Genomic DNA, 16,488 nt, shown 5'->3' on the forward strand with positions numbered 1-16,488 from the left:
ACCTTGTCAATCGCCTTATTCGTTTTGCGCGCGGTTTTCTAGAAAGGTGTGATTGAAATGGTTAAACCCAAGCATGGCTTCTGGTCGCAAATTCGCGAAAGTGTGCCGGCTTACCTTCTTGTTCTACCAACCTTTGCGGTATTTTGCGTATTCCTGTACATTCCGTTCGTCAAGGCGCTGCGCATTAGCACGTATAAATTCAACGGCATCGGAGATCTGACCGATTACGTTGGCTTTGACAACTATTGGAGAGTATTGCAGGACGATAAATTTTATTCCGCCTTTTGGAATACGTTCAAGCTGATCGGCGCAGATTCTCTGTTTTCGATCGGCACAGGTTTTTTGCTGGCGTTCGTGCTGTACAAGGGGATCAAGCTAAAGAGATTTTTTAATACGGCTTTGTTTATCCCCTACTTGATCTCGATGGTCGTCATCGGGAGCATCTGGCGGATCATCTACGATCCGACGATCGGGCCCTTGAACCAGTTTCTGGAAGCGATCGGGCTCGCGGAATGGGCACAACCCTGGCTGTCCAACGAGCATACGGCGTTGCCGGCCATTATGCTCACCTGGATCTGGCATACGATCCCGTTCAATATGCTTATTATTTACGCGAATCTGATGACGATGCCGGGAGACTTCCTGGAAGCGGCCGAGATGGACGGCGCGACTCCGTTCCAGAAGCTGCGCTACATCATCTTGCCTTACTTGCTGCCGACCTTCGGCACGTTGTTGCTGCTGACGGTGACAACCGATCTGAAGGCGTTCGACATGGTTTGGGTGATGACGCAAGGCGGACCGGGAGGCGCATCGGAGGTTATTACATCCTATGTCTATCGCAAAGCGTTCTCCACCCAGGATTTCGGAACCGCCACCGCCGCTTCGGTCATCATGATGCTGGTGATGGTCACGATCATGATCGTTGCGCAATTGGCCGGAAGGATGGGGGGCAAAGGACGATGAAGAAGCGCATAAAAATAGGGCCATCGATCGTGTTTATTCTCGTCGCTATGTATTCGGTAGTTTCGTTATATCCGCTTATCTGGGCCATTTTGCAGTCGTTTAAGACGGAAGGCGAGTTTCTGAACAGCATATGGTCGCTTCCATCCAGCCTCAGCTTCTCGAATTACGAGACGGCCTTCCAGAAAGGGAATCTCTCGGAATATTTCTGGAATACGGTGCGCAATACCGCTGCGACGTTAGTCGTCGACCTGGTGTTTATTACGTTGGCCGGCTTTGCCTTCGCCAAGATGAAGATGAAGTTCAAAAAAGGTTTATATGGACTGATTTTAATCAATTTATTGATTCCGACGCCTATTATTTTACTTCCCATGTACCTGCTTGTTCTGGATTTGAACATTCAAAATACGTTGGCGGCTATCGTATTCCCTTATTACCAGGGGTTCGCCCCGCTAGGCTTGATTCTGATCACCAATTATTTCCGAAACATTCCGGACGAAGTTATCGAGTCTGCGAGAATCGACGGCTGCAACACGGCGCAAATTTTGATTAAAATGATCGTGCCGCTGGCGATGCCGATCTTGAGCACGCTGATGGTGCTCGGCGGTATGAGCGCTTGGAACGAATTTATGTGGGCGCTGATATCGATCAGCGACTCGTCGCAATATACGCTGTCTGTCGGCATCTCTACGCTAAACGACAAAACGTCCATACTTGGTTATACGCCGGTATTCGCCGCGCTGTCCGTCAGTGCCATCGTCTTTATTATCATCTATCTGCTGGCGCAAAGAGCGTTCGTGCAATCCATTACTGCGGGAGCCGTAAAAGGTTAGGGGGAGAACAAGATGTTGTATCCAAAACTGCCGTTCGACAAGAATACGTTCCGAAGTCCGCCTGCCGCCTATCGGGGCGCCCCGTTCTGGGCGTGGAACACCAAGCTGGATCGCGACCAGGTGCTGGAGCAGATCGATCAATTTCCCGCGATGGGCATGGGAGGCTTCCAAATCCATACGCGAGTGGGTCTCGATACCGAATATTTGGGTTCGGAATATATGGATATGGTAAAGCTGTGCGTCGAGCAGGCCGAGGAAAAAGGGCTGTTATGCTGGCTGTATGACGAGGACCGATGGCCTTCGGGTTATGGCGGAGGTTTCGTCACGAGGAATGACGAGCATCGGAGCAAATACGTCGTCTGGACGCCCTTCCGGCCAAGCGAACGCGAGATCGTGCCGGGCAACTTCGATTCCTGTGCCGCCGTAGCGGCTAATGGTCAAGGAACATGGCTGACGTCGTTCCGGGTATTTCTGGATGAAGAAGGATATCTGAGCAGCTATGAGCCTTGCGACGAGGATGCCCGAGCAGTAGACGGAGAGACTATTTGGCATGCTTATTTGGAGACGGGGCAGGACAGTCCCTGGTTTAATAACCAGGCCTATGTCGATACGCTAAGCAAGGAGGCCATCCGCCGGTTCGTCGAGGTGACTCACGAACGTTATTACGAGGCGGTCGGAGAATATTTCGGCACGACCGTGCCGGCGATGTTTACGGACGAGCCGCAGTTCCCGCATAAACAATTTCTTGGCTACGCAACGGCGAAGCAGGATGTCATCGTGCCTTATACAACCGACTTCGACGAAACCTACCGGCAGCAATACGGCGAAAGTTTGATTGCGAGGATGCCCGAATTGTTCTGGGAGCGACGCGACGGCGAAGTATCCGTCGCCCGGTATCGGTATCATAACCATATCGCGGAACGTTTTGCGCAAGCCTTTGCGGACCAGATCGGCGAATGGTGCGAAGGACATGGCCTTATGTTATGCGGACACATGATGGAAGAACCTACGTTGCATTCGCAGACCAAGGCGCTTGGAGAAGCGATGCGCAGCCTGCGCAGCTTTCATCTTCCGGGCATCGACATGTTATGCGATCAGCGCGAGTACAGCACCGCCAAGCAAGCCCAGAGCATCGCGCACCAGTACGGCCGGGAAGGCGTATTAAGCGAGCTCTACGGGGTGACGAACTGGGATTTCGACTTTAGGAAACATAAGCTGCAGGGCGACTGGATGGCCGCTTTGGGCGTGACCGTCCGCGTCCATCATCTGACATGGATGAGCATGGGCGGAGAAGCGAAGCGGGATTACCCGGCTTCGATCGGCATGCAATCGCCGTGGTATAGGAAATACGCTTTGATCGAGGATCATTTTGCCCGCATCCATACGGTTATGACGCGAGGAACGGTTATGGTTAGAGTTGGCGTCATCCATCCGGTGGAATCGTATTGGCTGTATTACGGTCCCAACAATCATACGAATCTGGTGCGGGAGCAGTTGGAGTCGAACTTCAAGAACGTAACCGAATGGCTGCTTTTCGGAATGCTCGACTACGATTATATCTCGGAATCGTTGATTCCTTCGCTCGAAGCAGGCGCCAAGCTCGGCGAGATGGAATACGACGTCATTCTCGTTCCGGGCTGCAAGACGATTCGCGGCACGACGTTGGCTTTCTTGAACCGCATGAGAAAGTTGGGCAAAGAGATCGTGTTCGCCGGAGAAGTGCCTAAGCTCGTCGACGCGATGCCCGATGAAGCTCCCGCACTGCTGGCAGCTGACTGCACCAGGGTCCCGCTGTCCAAACATGAGCTGCTTCAAGCGCTCGAGGCTTACAGGACGATCGATATCCGGTACGATGGCCCCAAGTTTCTGAAGAAACCGAATCACAAAAAAAATTGGGACGGCGAGCGCTCGGACAAATACGTATATCAGATGCGCCGCGAAGGAGAGGAGCGCTGGCTCTTGATTGCCAACGGCAGAGCCGAGGCGAACGAGGATCTTGTATCGGAGGATCAAGTGCTGATCACGATCGCGGGCGAATGGAAGGCGGAGCTTCTCGACACCCTCTCAGGCGATTTGCATCGTATCGAGACCGGTTACGGGGACGGCTTTACTGTTCTAAAGCGGAGGATGTATGCCCACGACAGCCTGTTGCTGCATCTTGTCCCGGCATCAGACGCAAAGTATGGCGAAAACTCGGAGAAGCAAGCGAGACAAGCCTCGCGGGTATTGGAAGAACGCAATCTGTTCGACGTGCCGGTCGAAATCCGGCTGGAGGAAAACAACGTGCTGCTGCTCGACTTGGCTGAATATCGTCTGAACGGAGGGGTTTGGCAGCGTACGGAGGAGCTCCTGCGCATCGATAACCTTTGCCGCGCGATTGTTGGGTACCCGGAACGAAAGGCGGCGCTGGCGCAGCCATGGGCGCAGGAAGCGTTGTTCGTCAGCGAAGTCCCGACGCTAGAGCTCAGGTTCACGGTGCATTCGGACATCCGTTGCGAGAACGCCGGCCTGGCTTTGGAGAATATCGATGGGACGGATATTATCGTTAATGGCATAAAGCTGAGCAAGGAGAAGCAAGGTTATTACGTAGACCGCTCCATTGAGATATGCAAGCTTCCCCCGCTTGAGCCGGGAGCGAATACGATCGTATTAAGCCTGCCTTTCGGACGCAAGACGAATGTCGAAGCCTGTTATTTGCTCGGCTCCTTCCGCGTGGAGACGGCCGGCGCAAGATCCAGAATCGTTGCCCCGTCAGCCGACGGCTACTTCGGATCGCTGACGAAACAAGGCCTGCCGTTCTACGGCGGCAACGCCTTCTACTCGTTCGAGCTGGAGCTGGAGCAAGGCGGCTACGAACTTCAGGTTACGAAGTTCAGAGCTCCGCTCCTGGAAGTGCATGTAGACGGGAAACCCGCCGGAGATATTGTATTCTCGCCGTACGTTGTTTCGTTCGACATTGATGAGCCTGGCATACATCGCATCGAAATCAAAGCCTACGGTAGCCGGATTAATACATTCGGCACGGTGCATAACTGCGATGAGCGAGAGGTGTATTTCGACCCTAATGCCTGGAGAACCGTCGAAGACGGCTGGGCTTACGAATATCAATTAAAGGACACCGGGATCGGCAAGGCTCCCGTGCTCAGACGAATCGCGCAGAACCATTCCAGTCATGGAACGAAAGGATTGTGAGTCATGAAAGCCATTCATATTGCTGAACCGCTATCCGTCAAGACGATTGATGCGTCGATGCCGGAACCGCAAGGGAACGAAGCTTTGATTCGGGTAAAGTCTGCGGGAATATGCGGCTCCGATATCGGCGCTTACCGGGGAGTGAACCCGCTGGTCAGCTATCCGCGCACGATCGGCCATGAAATCGCGGGGGAAGTGGTCGCCATCCCTCCTAACGTTAAAGGGATTCGTCTGGGGGACAAAGTTATCGTGGATCCTTATTTGTACTGCGGCCAATGTTATCCCTGCGCAATCGGCAGAACGAACTGCTGCGAGCGCTTGCAGGTGCTGGGCGTTCACGTGGACGGAGGCATGTCGGATTACTTCCGCCATCCGGTCGACATGTTAGTGAAGGCGCCGGACGACATGGCCTGGGATGTCATGTGCATGGCGGAGCCGTTGACTATAGCCTTGCACGGCCTGCATCGCACCCGTCTGCGGCAGGGCGAGCATATCGCCATTATCGGAGCGGGAGCGATCGGTCTTCTTGCCGCGATGGCAGCCATCCAATACGGCGCGGTTCCGATCGTCATCGACATCGTGCAGGCGAGGTTGGAGCAAGCGCGCGCCATGGGCGTTCAGCATGTCGTGAATTCATCGTCGGAGAACGCCGAGGAGGCGATTCGACGTATAACCGGCGGCAGAAAAGCCGAAGTTGTACTCGAGGCTTCCGGTGCGAACGCGGCGGTCCGGATGACGTTGGATCTTGTCTCCCATGCAGGGAGAATCGGGCTTACCGGATGGCCCAAGCAGGAGACGCCGCTGCCTACGGATTGGATTACGAGAAAAGAAGTCGATATCGTCGGATGCCGTACGAGCGCCGGGGAGTTCGAGGAAGCCGTCGAGCTTATCCATTCCCGCAAGGTGGATGTTCGCAAGCTCATTACCGCGACTGTTCCTATGGATGAGGCCGCGCGGACCATACAAGAGATCGAGCGCAACCCGGATCGTTATCTCAAGGTGATCGTTATGCTTTAGCTCATGATACAATAGGCACTATAAGGGGTGAGCGGGTTGTTTAACTGGAATGGGACAAGAATCGTATGCACTGTGTTGCCGTTGGCCGCCGCTTGGCTTGCTTTAGCGGGCTGCGCGAGCGGACCGGACGGTCAAGCGGCAGATCCATCCGTCGCAGGCGAACATCGCATTACCGTATCGATGTACGACCGGGGCAACATTCCCGAAGAGATGGGAACTCCCACGCAGAACATGTGGGTAGACTGGGTGCGGGACAACTCGGGCATCGATGTCGAATACGTCGCCATTCCACGGGGGGAGTCGGTGCCCAAGTTCAATATTTTATTGGCGTCGAACGAAGCTCCCGATCTCATTACCGAGTACGATTCGGAATTTATCCATAAACTGTACAATCAGAAACAGATCATGCCAATAGACGAATTGATCGAGACCTACAGTACCGAATATAAGCATGTGCTCGAGAAATTTCCGATCCTGAAGAAGCTGTCCACGCAACCCGATGGGCATATGTATGCCGTGGGAAGGGTGCAGGGGTATTTCCCGTTCACGTATTTGTTCATTCGGGAGGATTGGCTGGATAAGCTGGAGCTTGACACGCCGCGCACGACGGAAGAGTTGCTTCGGACCGCGATCGCGTTCGCGAAGCAGGATCCGGACGGCAACGGGTTGGACGATACGCAGGGCATCAACATGAGCGGATTCGCGCCCGATGTGATCAACAGCATGTTCCAGAACATGAGCTGGGTATTGGAGGACGGAGAGATCGTACGCGATTGGGAACGGGCGCAAGCGGCGCTGGAGTTCAAGAAAGCGTTGTTCGATGCGGACGCGATCGACAGGGATTATCTGACGGACAAAAATGGAAGAAAGGCGGAGCAGGATTTCTTAAAGGGCAAAATCGGACTTTATGCGTTCGCCGGAAACGCCAAGGAGATCTACGATGCATATGCGCGGCTTCGCAGCAACGTCCCGGAAGCCGTTATCGCGCCGATCGCGCTGCCCGCAAGTCCCTTCGGACAATTCAGCGCGCAGTTTAACCCCCCCTTCCAGCTTAGCGGCGTTATCAATGCAAAGGCGAACGATCCGGTCAGCGTCATCCGGTATATCGACTTCATGAGCAAGGAAACGACGGAAGCAACGTTTAAGCACGGACTCGAAGGCGTGCATTACCGGCTGGACAATGGCGTTCCGGTGACGATCGACAAGGACAAGTACGACAAAGAGGTGTCATGGCTCGGCGACTTCCGCACAATCGGGCCGCAATACCATACGACTGAATTCGAGAAGTACAAGCAGGATCTGGATCTGAACAAGCCGTTCGACCGGGAAGTGGATGACCTGCTGAACGAAGCGCTCGGGCTGTATATCAGTCCCGAACGTCCCTACGCGGGATTTACGCTTGATCGGTATATGCCCGCCTTGCCGAATGAGATCGAATTTATCGATTCCTATGCCGAACGCGCCATTCTCGACATATGGAATCGCGCGATTCTGGGCGGGGAAGCCTATTCGGCCGAGCAAGCCGTGCAAGATGCCCGCAAGGCCTGGGGCGACGGGGACGGGGCTCAGGTGGAGCAGTGGTACAGGGACTGGTATAAGGAGAATAAAGACAAGTGGGTATTCACGGAAGACCTGTACGATGTCCGAATTCGCTCCGAGTTCGGAAAATAGGAGAATTATCGCAACTTCTGTTCAACGAATCGCCGCAAGTCATGTGATTGGTATCACAACCTTTCATTGCAATGGTTCCTTATAATTAAGACGAACCTAATGAATGAAGGGGATGAATCGTATGATAACCGTAATTCAAAGCGAACAGCGGGTTGGCGATATCGTCGCGCAATATACTCAAGCAAGCAACGTGTTTAAGGAGCTCGGCATCGATTTCTGTTGCGGAGGCAAACAAACCTTATCCGATGCTGTTCGAAAGAGGAGACTCGATGAGGAAGAGGTTTTGTTTCAACTTAACAAGGTTTGCACCGAGTCGCGGCCGGCATGGCCTTTGGATTGGAAGCAGGATGATCGGAAATTGACGAAATTAACCGAGCATATCATTCTTCACCATCATGATTTTCTACGCAAAGAGCTTCCTGTTTTACGTGATTTCGTCAATAAGGTTGCTCGGGTGCACGGCGAGGACCATCCGGAGCTTAAGGAGCTGCAAGTCTTATATCATCAATTGAGCGCGGAACTGCTGGAGCATCTGAACAAGGAGGAGCAGCAATTGTTTCCGGCGATCCGCAAGGCCGAAGAAGAGGGATCGGCAAGCATGCTGCAAGCTGCGCTCCAAGTTCTGGATACTCTTGAGGCCGAGCACGACGAGGCGGGGGACCTGCTTAGCCGCATGCGCGAGACAACAAAGGGCTATGCGCTTCCAGAGGATGCGTGTATGACCTATACGATCACGTTCCGTAAATTGGAGGAGCTGGAGAGCGATATGTTTACCCATGTACATCTGGAGAACAATTTGTTATTCCCTGCTCTTGCCGAATTAAGATAGTGTTAATCTGAAGAAAACAAATGAAAAGACGACTAATCTTCTAGCAAATGGGGGTAAGTCGTCTTTTTTGTTCAATCGCTTTTTCGTGCTTTTCGAAAAATCGTAAGTTTTCGCCATGCTTCCCCTATATTTCCCGGAATGAAATAAAAAAATTGAATCTGGCATATCACTGCGTTACAGTGGTAGCGAGGATAATGAATAACGGGCAGGGGGAACGGTCATGACATGGCGATACGACTTCGGAACGGAGAACGAGCTGAAGGAGGGCTACATCAAGATAGGGGCGGATGCCCTCTATCATGCTGAGCAAGGTTATGGGTTCGGGGACATATCGAAAGTGGCGGGCATCAGACGAAGCGGCGAACCGCTTGTCGGAGATTTCTGCATCCCGTTCGATTCGGTGTTTCTCACGGATGTGCCGGACGGGAACTATATCGTTAGAGTCTGTATGGGGGACGAGCTGGCTCCTACGGTTACGACGATTCGAAGTAACGGAGAAAGGCTTATGCTCAGGGATGTCCGTACGGTTGCGGGACAACATACGTGGCAACAATTCGGTGTTAACGTGCAGGGAGGGCAGTTTCGGATTCGGTTCGAGGGCATCGCTCCCCGCATTAACGCGCTCGAAATTACGCCATCATCGGAGCAGATTACCTTGTTCCTGGCGGGGGATTCCACGGTGACGGACACGGAGCTTGGGGGATTGCCGCAATCCGGCTGGGGGCAGATGTTATCGTATTGTTTCCGTCACGACGTAGCCATCGCGAATCATGCGAAGGGAGGCCGGAGCTCCAAAAGTTTTATCTCGGAGGGACGCCTGGACGTTATAGCGGAGCAGATCAAGGAAGGCGACTATCTGTTCATCCAGTTCGGCCATAACGATCAGAAGACCGACGAGGAGCGGCATACGGACCCTAAGACGACCTATCCGGAATATCTCATGAAATACGTGGATACGGCGCGGTCCAAAAACGCGATTCCGGTTTTGATTACGTCCGTCCATCGGCGCCGCTTCGACGAGCGGGGCAGGCAGCTGGATACGCATGGCGAATATCTCGACGCCGTCCGAGAACTGGCCGCTGCCGAGGGCGTCGCCCTGATAGACCTGGCGGAGAAGAGCAAGGCATTGTTCGAGGAACTGGGTCCGGAAGGGACGAAGTCCGTCTTCCTTTTCGGAGCGCCGGGAGAATGGATCAACTACTCCACTGGCGTGCAGGACAATACGCACTTCCAGGAGCGGGGCAGCCTTCGGATCGCGGAGCTGGTCGCCGAGGGCATCCGGGAGCTGAATTTGCTGCCGTTGGCGATATTCTTGAGGTAGCGTTGGCCGAAAGGAGAACGCTAGCCGAGTTCGAATAACGGTTTTGCATGTCGGCCCCCTTGTTTTTTTGACGGTTTATCTGACGGATCTGCTTCTCGAACAAGGAACAAGCCTCTTCTCGCGGGAAGAGGCTTGTTCTAGTTGGCGATAAATCCTACCTCGACCGGCTTGACTTCCGTAAAAGAGCGTTCCATCGCCAAAGCGAGGCGAACATCGGCTAATGCTTCGGTCAAGGAGTAGAAGGAGACGCCTTGCCGCAGGTAGGTATCCATCTTGACCAGTGCGTCTGCTATGCCGATCTCCTCGTCGGAGAGCGGATAAGGGCTGAACGGGTTCCGATACAGGACATTCGCGCCCGCTCTGATCTCGAGCAGCGACAGGGGAGACAAGCTGCCCTCCTGTCCGTTCTGTACGCGTTCGAGGCTTAAGGTTTCGAACAGGCCGGGCCCCGTCTTACGCACGAGGGCATTGTCCCGGATTTCGCCCAGCGTACCGCGAATCAAGATTCGATTGGCACGAATCCGCGAGAAATATTGCGAACGAGAGAAGTCCAGTACGGCGCTCTTGCCCGAGCTGAAGCGAAAGATGGCGATCTCTTGCACCTCTTCGCCTTCCCGGTCATCCGGAACGGTCTGATCCCGATAGGGGACATCGCCGATGGGCATGCAAAATCGACTGCCAATGATTTCGCAAGACTGTGCCGGGTCGATGGCCAGCCACTTTCGTATCAGGCTGACGCCGTGGTAACCATGACCAGCGGATACTTGCACGTGATGCACGTCGCCGATGGCGCCGGACTGCAAGCAGGCGGTACGGGCTTGATGATGAGGCTGCAGAGGGTATTGCTCGGCGACCTGAATGCGGGCATCCGACGCGGCGATCGCCGTCAGTTGATCGAATTCGGTCAAGCTCGTTGCGGGCGGCGTTTCGGCCAGCACGGGAATTCCCGCTTGAGAGAGCTCCGAGAGCCAGGCGGGGACGCCGTTTTTGGACACTGCGAGTACGAGGAAGTCGCTGTCTCTGGCCAATTCATCGGCAGAGCGGTAGACGGCGACATTCCACTTGGCTAACAGCTCTTCGTATTTCTCGGGATGACGCAGCAGGATGCCGCTCACGCGGAACCGATGGGGCAGCATGGCAGCAATGCGAAGGTAAAAGGTTGCCCGCCATCCGCCTCCAATTAAGCCGAACGTAATAACAGGTCGCATAATGATTCCTCTCATTCGTTTTCGTTGTATTTGTACCTCTATTCAATAAATGCAATCCTCTTCCCGCAAATCACTCGCCTATCTGCCACCAATTCTCACAAATCAACCGCCTGTTTGCCTCCACTTCCCACAATTCGACCGCCTATTTGCCTGCGGGTCTCAGCAGTCGTCGGCAACGAATTGGCCCTTTGCGTATTGTTTGGGCGTGACGCCATAAGTACGCTTGAACATGCGGATAAAGTAGCTGGCGTCCATCCCCAGCTTGTCGGCGACGCGATCCACCGTTATCCCCGGATAATCCTGAAATAACTGCACCGAGCGCCGCATGCGCAGCTGCAGCACATACTGTTGCGGAGTCATGCCATAGTTGGCCACGAACAGCCGATGAAAATGCTGAACAGAGTAGCCGGCGGCTCTGGCCACGTTGGAGAGCAGCAATCGCTCGTCATAATGATCGTGGATAAGCTTGACGGCGGCTTGCAGGGCGGGATTGGGCTGATCTGTCGGGTAGATCTTTTTGGTCGATTGCGCAGCGGGATGATGCCCCTCCATAAAAGTGAGCAGCAGGTCGTACAGACGCCGCGAAGCCTCGTAGGCATGCTCGCCGCCTTTGTTGATCGTATGCCAGATGCCCTCGAGCTGCAGCCAAAGCTCGTTGAAGTTAGGAGCTTCTCCCGCAAACAATACGAGATCGTCCATTTGCGACATCAATGCGTCCGCCATGCCGCCTCCGAAGGCGACGAAGCCCAGATGCCATACCTCCTCCGATTCGTCGTCGGAGCGGTAGCGGTGGCCGGTATGAGCGGGCAGCAGCAGAGCCATGCCCTTGGACACTGTATATGTTTTGCCGCCGAGCATACGGAATGTACCTTGTCCGCTCCGAGTCAGGAACAGCTGGTGGGCGGGATAACCGTTATCGCGGCGATCGATTTCCTTCTGCTCATGGCTGCCGACGCAGATGACGCTAAACGGCAGACGATGCTCCAAATTGGCGTTGTCGGCAAGGAGGAAAGGCATCATTGTCCGAAATTCACCTCATGTTAAGATTAGACGATTTATTGGCAGATCCGTTCTATGATTATAACGTGACATTGAACTAAGATCAAAGAAGAATAAGAGAATAATGCGATTATGAGGTGGATATCCGACATGATGATTAACAATAAGCCAATAAGTCCCAAGCTGCCCGTATTCATGCACGGAGCGGACTATAATCCCGATCAATGGCTCCATGATCCTTCCGTTTTGGAGGAGGATATCCGGCTGATGAAGCTTGCAGGCTGCAACGTGATGGCCATCGGCATTTTCTCTTGGGCGTCGCTGGAGCCAAACGAAGGCGAATTCCGATTCGACTGGATGGACGGCGTCCTGGAGCGTTTCAAGAATAACGGCATCTATGCCTGGATCGCCACACCGAGCGGCGCACGTCCGGCTTGGCTGTCCGCGAAGTATCCCGAGGTGCTCCGCGTGGGCGCCAATCGCGTCCGCAATCTCCACGGGATGAGACATAACCATTGTTATACGTCGCCGATTTACCGCGAGAAAACCGCCATTATCAACCGCAAGCTGGCAGAGCGTTACGGAGATCATCCCGCCGTAATCGGCTGGCATATCTCCAATGAGTTCGGCGGCGACTGTCATTGCGATTTGTGCCAAGAGGCGTTTAGAGCGTGGCTGCAAGAGAAATATGGCACGCTGGAAGCGCTCAATATGGCCTGGTGGACGACATTCTGGGCACACACGTATACGGATTGGAGCCAAGTGGAGTCGCCGTCGCCGCACGGGGAGAACATGGTGCATGGCCAGAACCTGGACTGGCGAAGATTCGTAACGGCTCAGACCATTGCCTTTTGCAAGCATGAGATCGATTCGGTCAAATGGGCGAACCCCGATCTGCCCGCCACGACCAACATGCATATGATCGAAGGGCTGGATTATCGCCAATTCGCGGAAGTGCTGGACGTTGTGTCGTGGGATGCTTACCCGACTTGGCATCAAGGGAAGGACGACGTCAAGCTGGGGGCATCCATCGGCTTTTATCACGATCTGTACCGCTCCATCCTGCGGAAGCCTTTCTTGCTGATGGAGAGCACGCCGAGCCAGACAAATTGGCAAGCCGTGAGCAAGCTGAAGCAGCCAGGTATGCATCGACTCTCGTCTTTGCAAGCAATCGCGCATGGCTCGGATTCCGTGCAATATTTCCAATGGCGGAAAAGCCGCGGCTCCAGCGAGAAGTTCCACGGCGCGGTCGTGGATCACGTTGGGCATGAGCATACGCGCGTATTCCGCGATGTGGCCGAGTTGGGCGGTACACTGGCAGATATTTCTGCGGTAACGGGCTCGTCGACGCCAGCAGAGACGGCTATTCTGTTCGATTGGGACAATCGTTGGGCGGTCAAGGATGCGCAAGGTCCGCGCAATTCGGGCCTGCATTACGAGGATACCGTGCTGGCCCATCACCGCGCGATGTGGGAGCAGGGCGTTATAACGGACGTCATCGGCAGTGGCGACGATTTCTCGCCGTATAAACTAATCGTAGCTCCGATGCTGTATTTGTGCACGGAAGAGACGGGACGCAAGCTGGAGACATTCGTCGAGAAAGGTGGCACGCTGGTGTCGACATACTGGTCGGGCATCGTGAACGAGCATGACCTGTGCCATCTCGGAGGTTTCCCCGGTCCGCTCCGCAAGACGCTTGGCATCTGGGCGGAAGAGATCGAAGGGCTGTATGACGAGGATCGCAACGCTCTGTCTTTGCTTGCCGGCAATGAACTGGGCTTGTCAGGCAACTACGAGGCGCGCGAGATCTGCGAGCTGGCGCATGCGGAGAGCGCAGAGGTGCTGGGACATTATACGGACAGTTTTTATGCGGGACGACCGGCGCTGACCGTTAACAAGCTGGGCCAGGGCAAAGCCTATTACATGGCGACGCGGCTGGGCGATGACTTCCTGCTCGACTTCTACAAGTCGGTTGCGGCCGAATCTGGCGCGGCTCGCGCGCTGCAGTCGGAGCTGCCAGCCGGCGTAACGGCACAACTGAGAACGGATGGGAAATGGGATTATGTGTTCCTTATGAACTTCGGAGCTGAGGCGACGGAAGTCAAGTTAGACGGCCGGCTCTATACGGACCTCGAGAGCGGCGAAGCGGCGGAAACGGTCGTCTCGCTGCAGGTAAGCGGCATTCGTATGCTCAAGCGGGCGGCGGTACGATAATAGCAGTAACAGGAGGGTTCGTGGTTGCGAGCAAGCATGGCAGCCGAGTGTGCCAGAGGAGTGAGCAGGTAAAAGCAAAGCGAGTTCGTGGCTGTGAGCAAGCCTGGCGTCCGAGTGCGCCAGAGGAGTGAGCAGCGTGAAGCAAGGAGGTTTTAGGCTTTCCGAAGGCGGTTATTCGCGGGCAGCATGTGTGCGCGGGAGTTCGTGAATGGAAGGGAAATCGGAAAGCAAGCTTTGGCTCGTTCCCGGGCTACCGACGGATCAGGGTTGCTTTTGACCGGTTGAGAATCTAACGGACTCCTGCGACACTAATAGCCCATTTTACACATGGATCAAATTCTAACGGACAAGAGCATCGTTATATGGCCGAAACAAAGCAAAAAGCTACTCTGATGGGGTAAATAGGGGCGGGTGTGTCCGTTAGAAGGACAACCTTGCACAACGGAGCGATCGAAATTGCCAGTAAGGGTGATTTTGTTCACGTATAGGAATGTTCACTTATAGGAAAACATCATTTTCCCATACTTTCTCTATCAGTACGTGATCTCCGAGGACTGCTCTACAACAAGCTATTCCTGGTGAAGCCGGCCGCCGGTTGTACGTCCCGAGGGCGGAGCTATTCGTCGAGTTTCGTGCTGTAGGTCGCGGATCAGCTTTGACCATCCAAACGCATCCCTTTGAACGATATCCCATCTACTCAGGAAAATCTTTTTTAGCATTGCTGGTACTCGGTATAAAGCGATCGTCCCCCCCCTCTGAACGATATCCCGTCTGTTCAGACAAGAATGCGTAGTAACTTGTCCTGAATAGAGGGGATATTCATCAAAGGAGGATCGTCGATAGTTAGCTCTAGAACGAATCTTCTGAGTAGTGGGGATATTCATCAAAGGGGATCGTCGATAATTAGCTCTAGAACGAATCTCTGAGTATTGGGGATGTTAATCCAGGCATGTGATGCGAATGTTTGTCGGAGAGGGGTAACTGGGCAGTATAAGTGTATTGTTAGCCTGAAAGCAGCCGAGAAAAAGCAATTGACAACATTTCCGTCTCTTGTTAACATTCATTAATAGTAATTATTACGAATTGATAACCGGCTAATATAGTCGTTTTTTTCGAACTAACATCGTAATAATTACGCTTAAATGAAGCGCAATCGGCTACCGGTTATTAGCGCAAAAGGAGACCAAGAATCATGAAGAGGAAACACGGTTGGCTGATAATGTTGCTCGTCCTTGCCCTGCTGGCAACGGCGTGCGGAGGGAATAACGATGGAAAGGAGAGCGCCGCAGCGCCCTCAGGGGAACCGGCCAAATCGTCTCAGCATGACGATGCAGAGTCGAATCAAGGGGAAGAAGCCCCAGCAGAGGCCGGGACAATCGAAGTCACCGACGATACAGAAACCAAGCTCACGTTCGACGGGCCGGTGGAAAAAGTCGCTTGCATCGTATCCCTCTGTATTGACTTGCTGGCCGAGCTGGGCATGGAGCCGGCCGCTATCGCGGAGAGCGGTGTTCGGGTCATCGCGAGCTCGCCGGAGTTTTACGGAAGCAAGGGAGAGTCCTTCCCGTCGATCGGCGGAAGCTTTTTCGAGCCTAGCCTGGAGGATCTCGTGACGGCGGCGCCGGAGCTCGTTATTGGCCTAAAAGGCGTTCACGACACGCTGAGGGAAGGGCTGGACGGTATAGCTCCGCTCTATCTCGCCAATCCCAAAAGCTATAAAGATTCACTGGAATTCCTGGAAAAGATCGGCGAGTTGACGGGCAGAACCGATGAAGCGGCCGCCGCGAAGGCGCGTTTCATGGAGAAGCTGGAAACGGCCAAGGAGAAAAGCCCAATGGACAAGAAGGCGCTCATTATTTTCGGATCGGACGTCAACTTCTCGGTTGTAACGGCAACCGGGCTTGGAGGATCCGTCATGAAGGAGTTCTCGAACTATCCTTGGCAGGTGGAAAAGGCGGAGGACGATCCTTACGGAGAGGGCAGCGTGCCATATTCGCTGGAGCGATTGCTTGTCGAGGATCCCGATGTCATCTTCGTCGAAAGTTATTCTTACAGCCCGGGCACGCTGCCCGTATCGGAGCAGCTCGCGGCTTCCCCGCTCTGGAGCAAGCTGAAGGCGGTGCAGAATGGGCAAGTGCATGAGGTGCGTTCGCCGATCTGGGGCGACGGGCGGGGAACCCGCTCGCTTGGCATTCTAATGGACGAAGCGCTGGCCATCCTGTATCCGGAAATATTCTAGGAGGC

General features: G+C 54.2%; 11 protein-coding genes. 9 read left to right on the top strand and 2 right to left on the bottom strand.

Translation table 11 applies throughout. From position 1 onward, the window contains the following. The first annotated feature begins 57 nt into the window (after positions 1 to 57). The 7 genes from H7F31_RS11410 to H7F31_RS11440 all read left to right on the top strand — a co-directional run bounded on the left by H7F31_RS11410 (position 58) and on the right by H7F31_RS11440 (position 9,823). On the top strand, positions 58 to 963 hold the full coding sequence (locus H7F31_RS11410; protein WP_187104278.1) for a carbohydrate ABC transporter permease: 906 nt from the start codon (positions 58 to 60) through the stop codon (positions 961 to 963). Beyond that, positions 960 to 1,793 carry a carbohydrate ABC transporter permease gene (locus H7F31_RS11415; RefSeq protein WP_187104279.1) on the top strand — a complete coding sequence of 278 codons (834 nt, stop codon included), beginning with the start codon at positions 960 to 962 and terminating at the stop codon, positions 1,791 to 1,793. The genes H7F31_RS11410 and H7F31_RS11415 overlap by 4 nt, the downstream gene beginning before the upstream one ends. 12 nt (positions 1,794 to 1,805) lie before the next feature. Next, on the top strand, positions 1,806 to 4,985 hold the full coding sequence (locus tag H7F31_RS11420; protein WP_187104280.1) for a hypothetical protein: 3,180 nt from the start codon (positions 1,806 to 1,808) through the stop codon (positions 4,983 to 4,985). Between the two features lie 3 nt (positions 4,986 to 4,988). Then, a complete protein-coding gene (locus H7F31_RS11425; RefSeq protein WP_187104281.1) occupies positions 4,989 to 6,002 on the top strand; it encodes an alcohol dehydrogenase catalytic domain-containing protein in 1,014 nt (337 codons plus the stop codon). Between the two features lie 36 nt (positions 6,003 to 6,038). Next, positions 6,039 to 7,673: an extracellular solute-binding protein gene (locus H7F31_RS11430; protein ID WP_187104282.1), complete on the top strand. Its 1,635-nt coding sequence runs from the start codon at positions 6,039 to 6,041 to the stop codon at positions 7,671 to 7,673. A 121-nt stretch (positions 7,674 to 7,794) separates the two neighbouring features. Continuing rightward, positions 7,795 to 8,502, top strand: coding sequence for an iron-sulfur cluster repair di-iron protein (gene ric / locus H7F31_RS11435; protein WP_187104283.1), 708 nt, complete (start codon positions 7,795 to 7,797; stop codon positions 8,500 to 8,502). 220 nt (positions 8,503 to 8,722) lie between these two features. Beyond that, entirely contained in the window at positions 8,723 to 9,823 is a 1,101-nt protein-coding gene (locus H7F31_RS11440; RefSeq protein ID WP_187104284.1) for a rhamnogalacturonan acetylesterase, read from the top strand. A gap of 137 nt (positions 9,824 to 9,960) precedes the next feature. On the opposite strand, the gene H7F31_RS11445 is transcribed toward H7F31_RS11440, so the two are convergent. Together H7F31_RS11445 and H7F31_RS11450 are read right to left on the bottom strand one after the other, a co-directional pair. Continuing rightward, a complete protein-coding gene (locus H7F31_RS11445) occupies positions 9,961 to 11,031 on the bottom strand; it encodes a Gfo/Idh/MocA family protein (protein ID WP_187104285.1) in 1,071 nt (356 codons plus the stop codon). Between the two features lie 159 nt (positions 11,032 to 11,190). Next, positions 11,191 to 12,051: an AraC family transcriptional regulator gene (locus H7F31_RS11450; protein WP_187104286.1), complete on the bottom strand. Its 861-nt coding sequence runs from the start codon at positions 12,049 to 12,051 to the stop codon at positions 11,191 to 11,193. A gap of 129 nt (positions 12,052 to 12,180) precedes the next feature. Between H7F31_RS11450 and H7F31_RS11455 the strand changes: the two genes are divergently transcribed. Then, positions 12,181 to 14,244 (top strand): beta-galactosidase, encoded by a 2,064-nt coding sequence (locus H7F31_RS11455; protein WP_187104287.1) that lies wholly within the window; start codon positions 12,181 to 12,183, stop codon positions 14,242 to 14,244. Positions 14,245 to 15,436: 1,192 nt separating this feature from the next. Further along, the gene (locus H7F31_RS11460) at positions 15,437 to 16,483 is read left to right on the top strand and encodes an ABC transporter substrate-binding protein (protein ID WP_187104288.1); all 1,047 of its coding nucleotides are present in this window, start codon (positions 15,437 to 15,439) and stop codon (positions 16,481 to 16,483) included. The last annotated feature ends 5 nt before the right edge of the window (positions 16,484 to 16,488 follow it).

It is taken from the genome of Paenibacillus sp. PAMC21692 (assembly GCF_014303795.1).
Taxonomy (GTDB): Bacteria; Bacillota; Bacilli; order Paenibacillales; family Paenibacillaceae; genus Pristimantibacillus; species Pristimantibacillus agaridevorans.

Bases quoted from the DNA above. Each gene is read 5' to 3' on its own strand.
- H7F31_RS11410 (WP_187104278.1), top strand. From the start codon at position 58: ATGGTTAAACCCAAGCATGGCTTCTGGTCGCAAATTCGCGAAAGTGTG.
- H7F31_RS11415 (WP_187104279.1), top strand. From the start codon at position 960: ATGAAGAAGCGCATAAAAATAGGGCCATCGATCGTGTTTATTCTCGTC.
- H7F31_RS11420 (WP_187104280.1), top strand. From the start codon at position 1,806: ATGTTGTATCCAAAACTGCCGTTCGACAAGAATACGTTCCGAAGTCCG.
- H7F31_RS11425 (WP_187104281.1), top strand. From the start codon at position 4,989: ATGAAAGCCATTCATATTGCTGAACCGCTATCCGTCAAGACGATTGAT.
- ric (WP_187104283.1), top strand. From the start codon at position 7,795: ATGATAACCGTAATTCAAAGCGAACAGCGGGTTGGCGATATCGTCGCG.
- H7F31_RS11440 (WP_187104284.1), top strand. From the start codon at position 8,723: ATGACATGGCGATACGACTTCGGAACGGAGAACGAGCTGAAGGAGGGC.
- H7F31_RS11445 (WP_187104285.1), bottom strand. From the start codon at position 11,031: ATGCGACCTGTTATTACGTTCGGCTTAATTGGAGGCGGATGGCGGGCA.
- H7F31_RS11450 (WP_187104286.1), bottom strand. From the start codon at position 12,051: ATGATGCCTTTCCTCCTTGCCGACAACGCCAATTTGGAGCATCGTCTG.
- H7F31_RS11455 (WP_187104287.1), top strand. From the start codon at position 12,181: ATGATGATTAACAATAAGCCAATAAGTCCCAAGCTGCCCGTATTCATG.
- H7F31_RS11460 (WP_187104288.1), top strand. From the start codon at position 15,437: ATGAAGAGGAAACACGGTTGGCTGATAATGTTGCTCGTCCTTGCCCTG.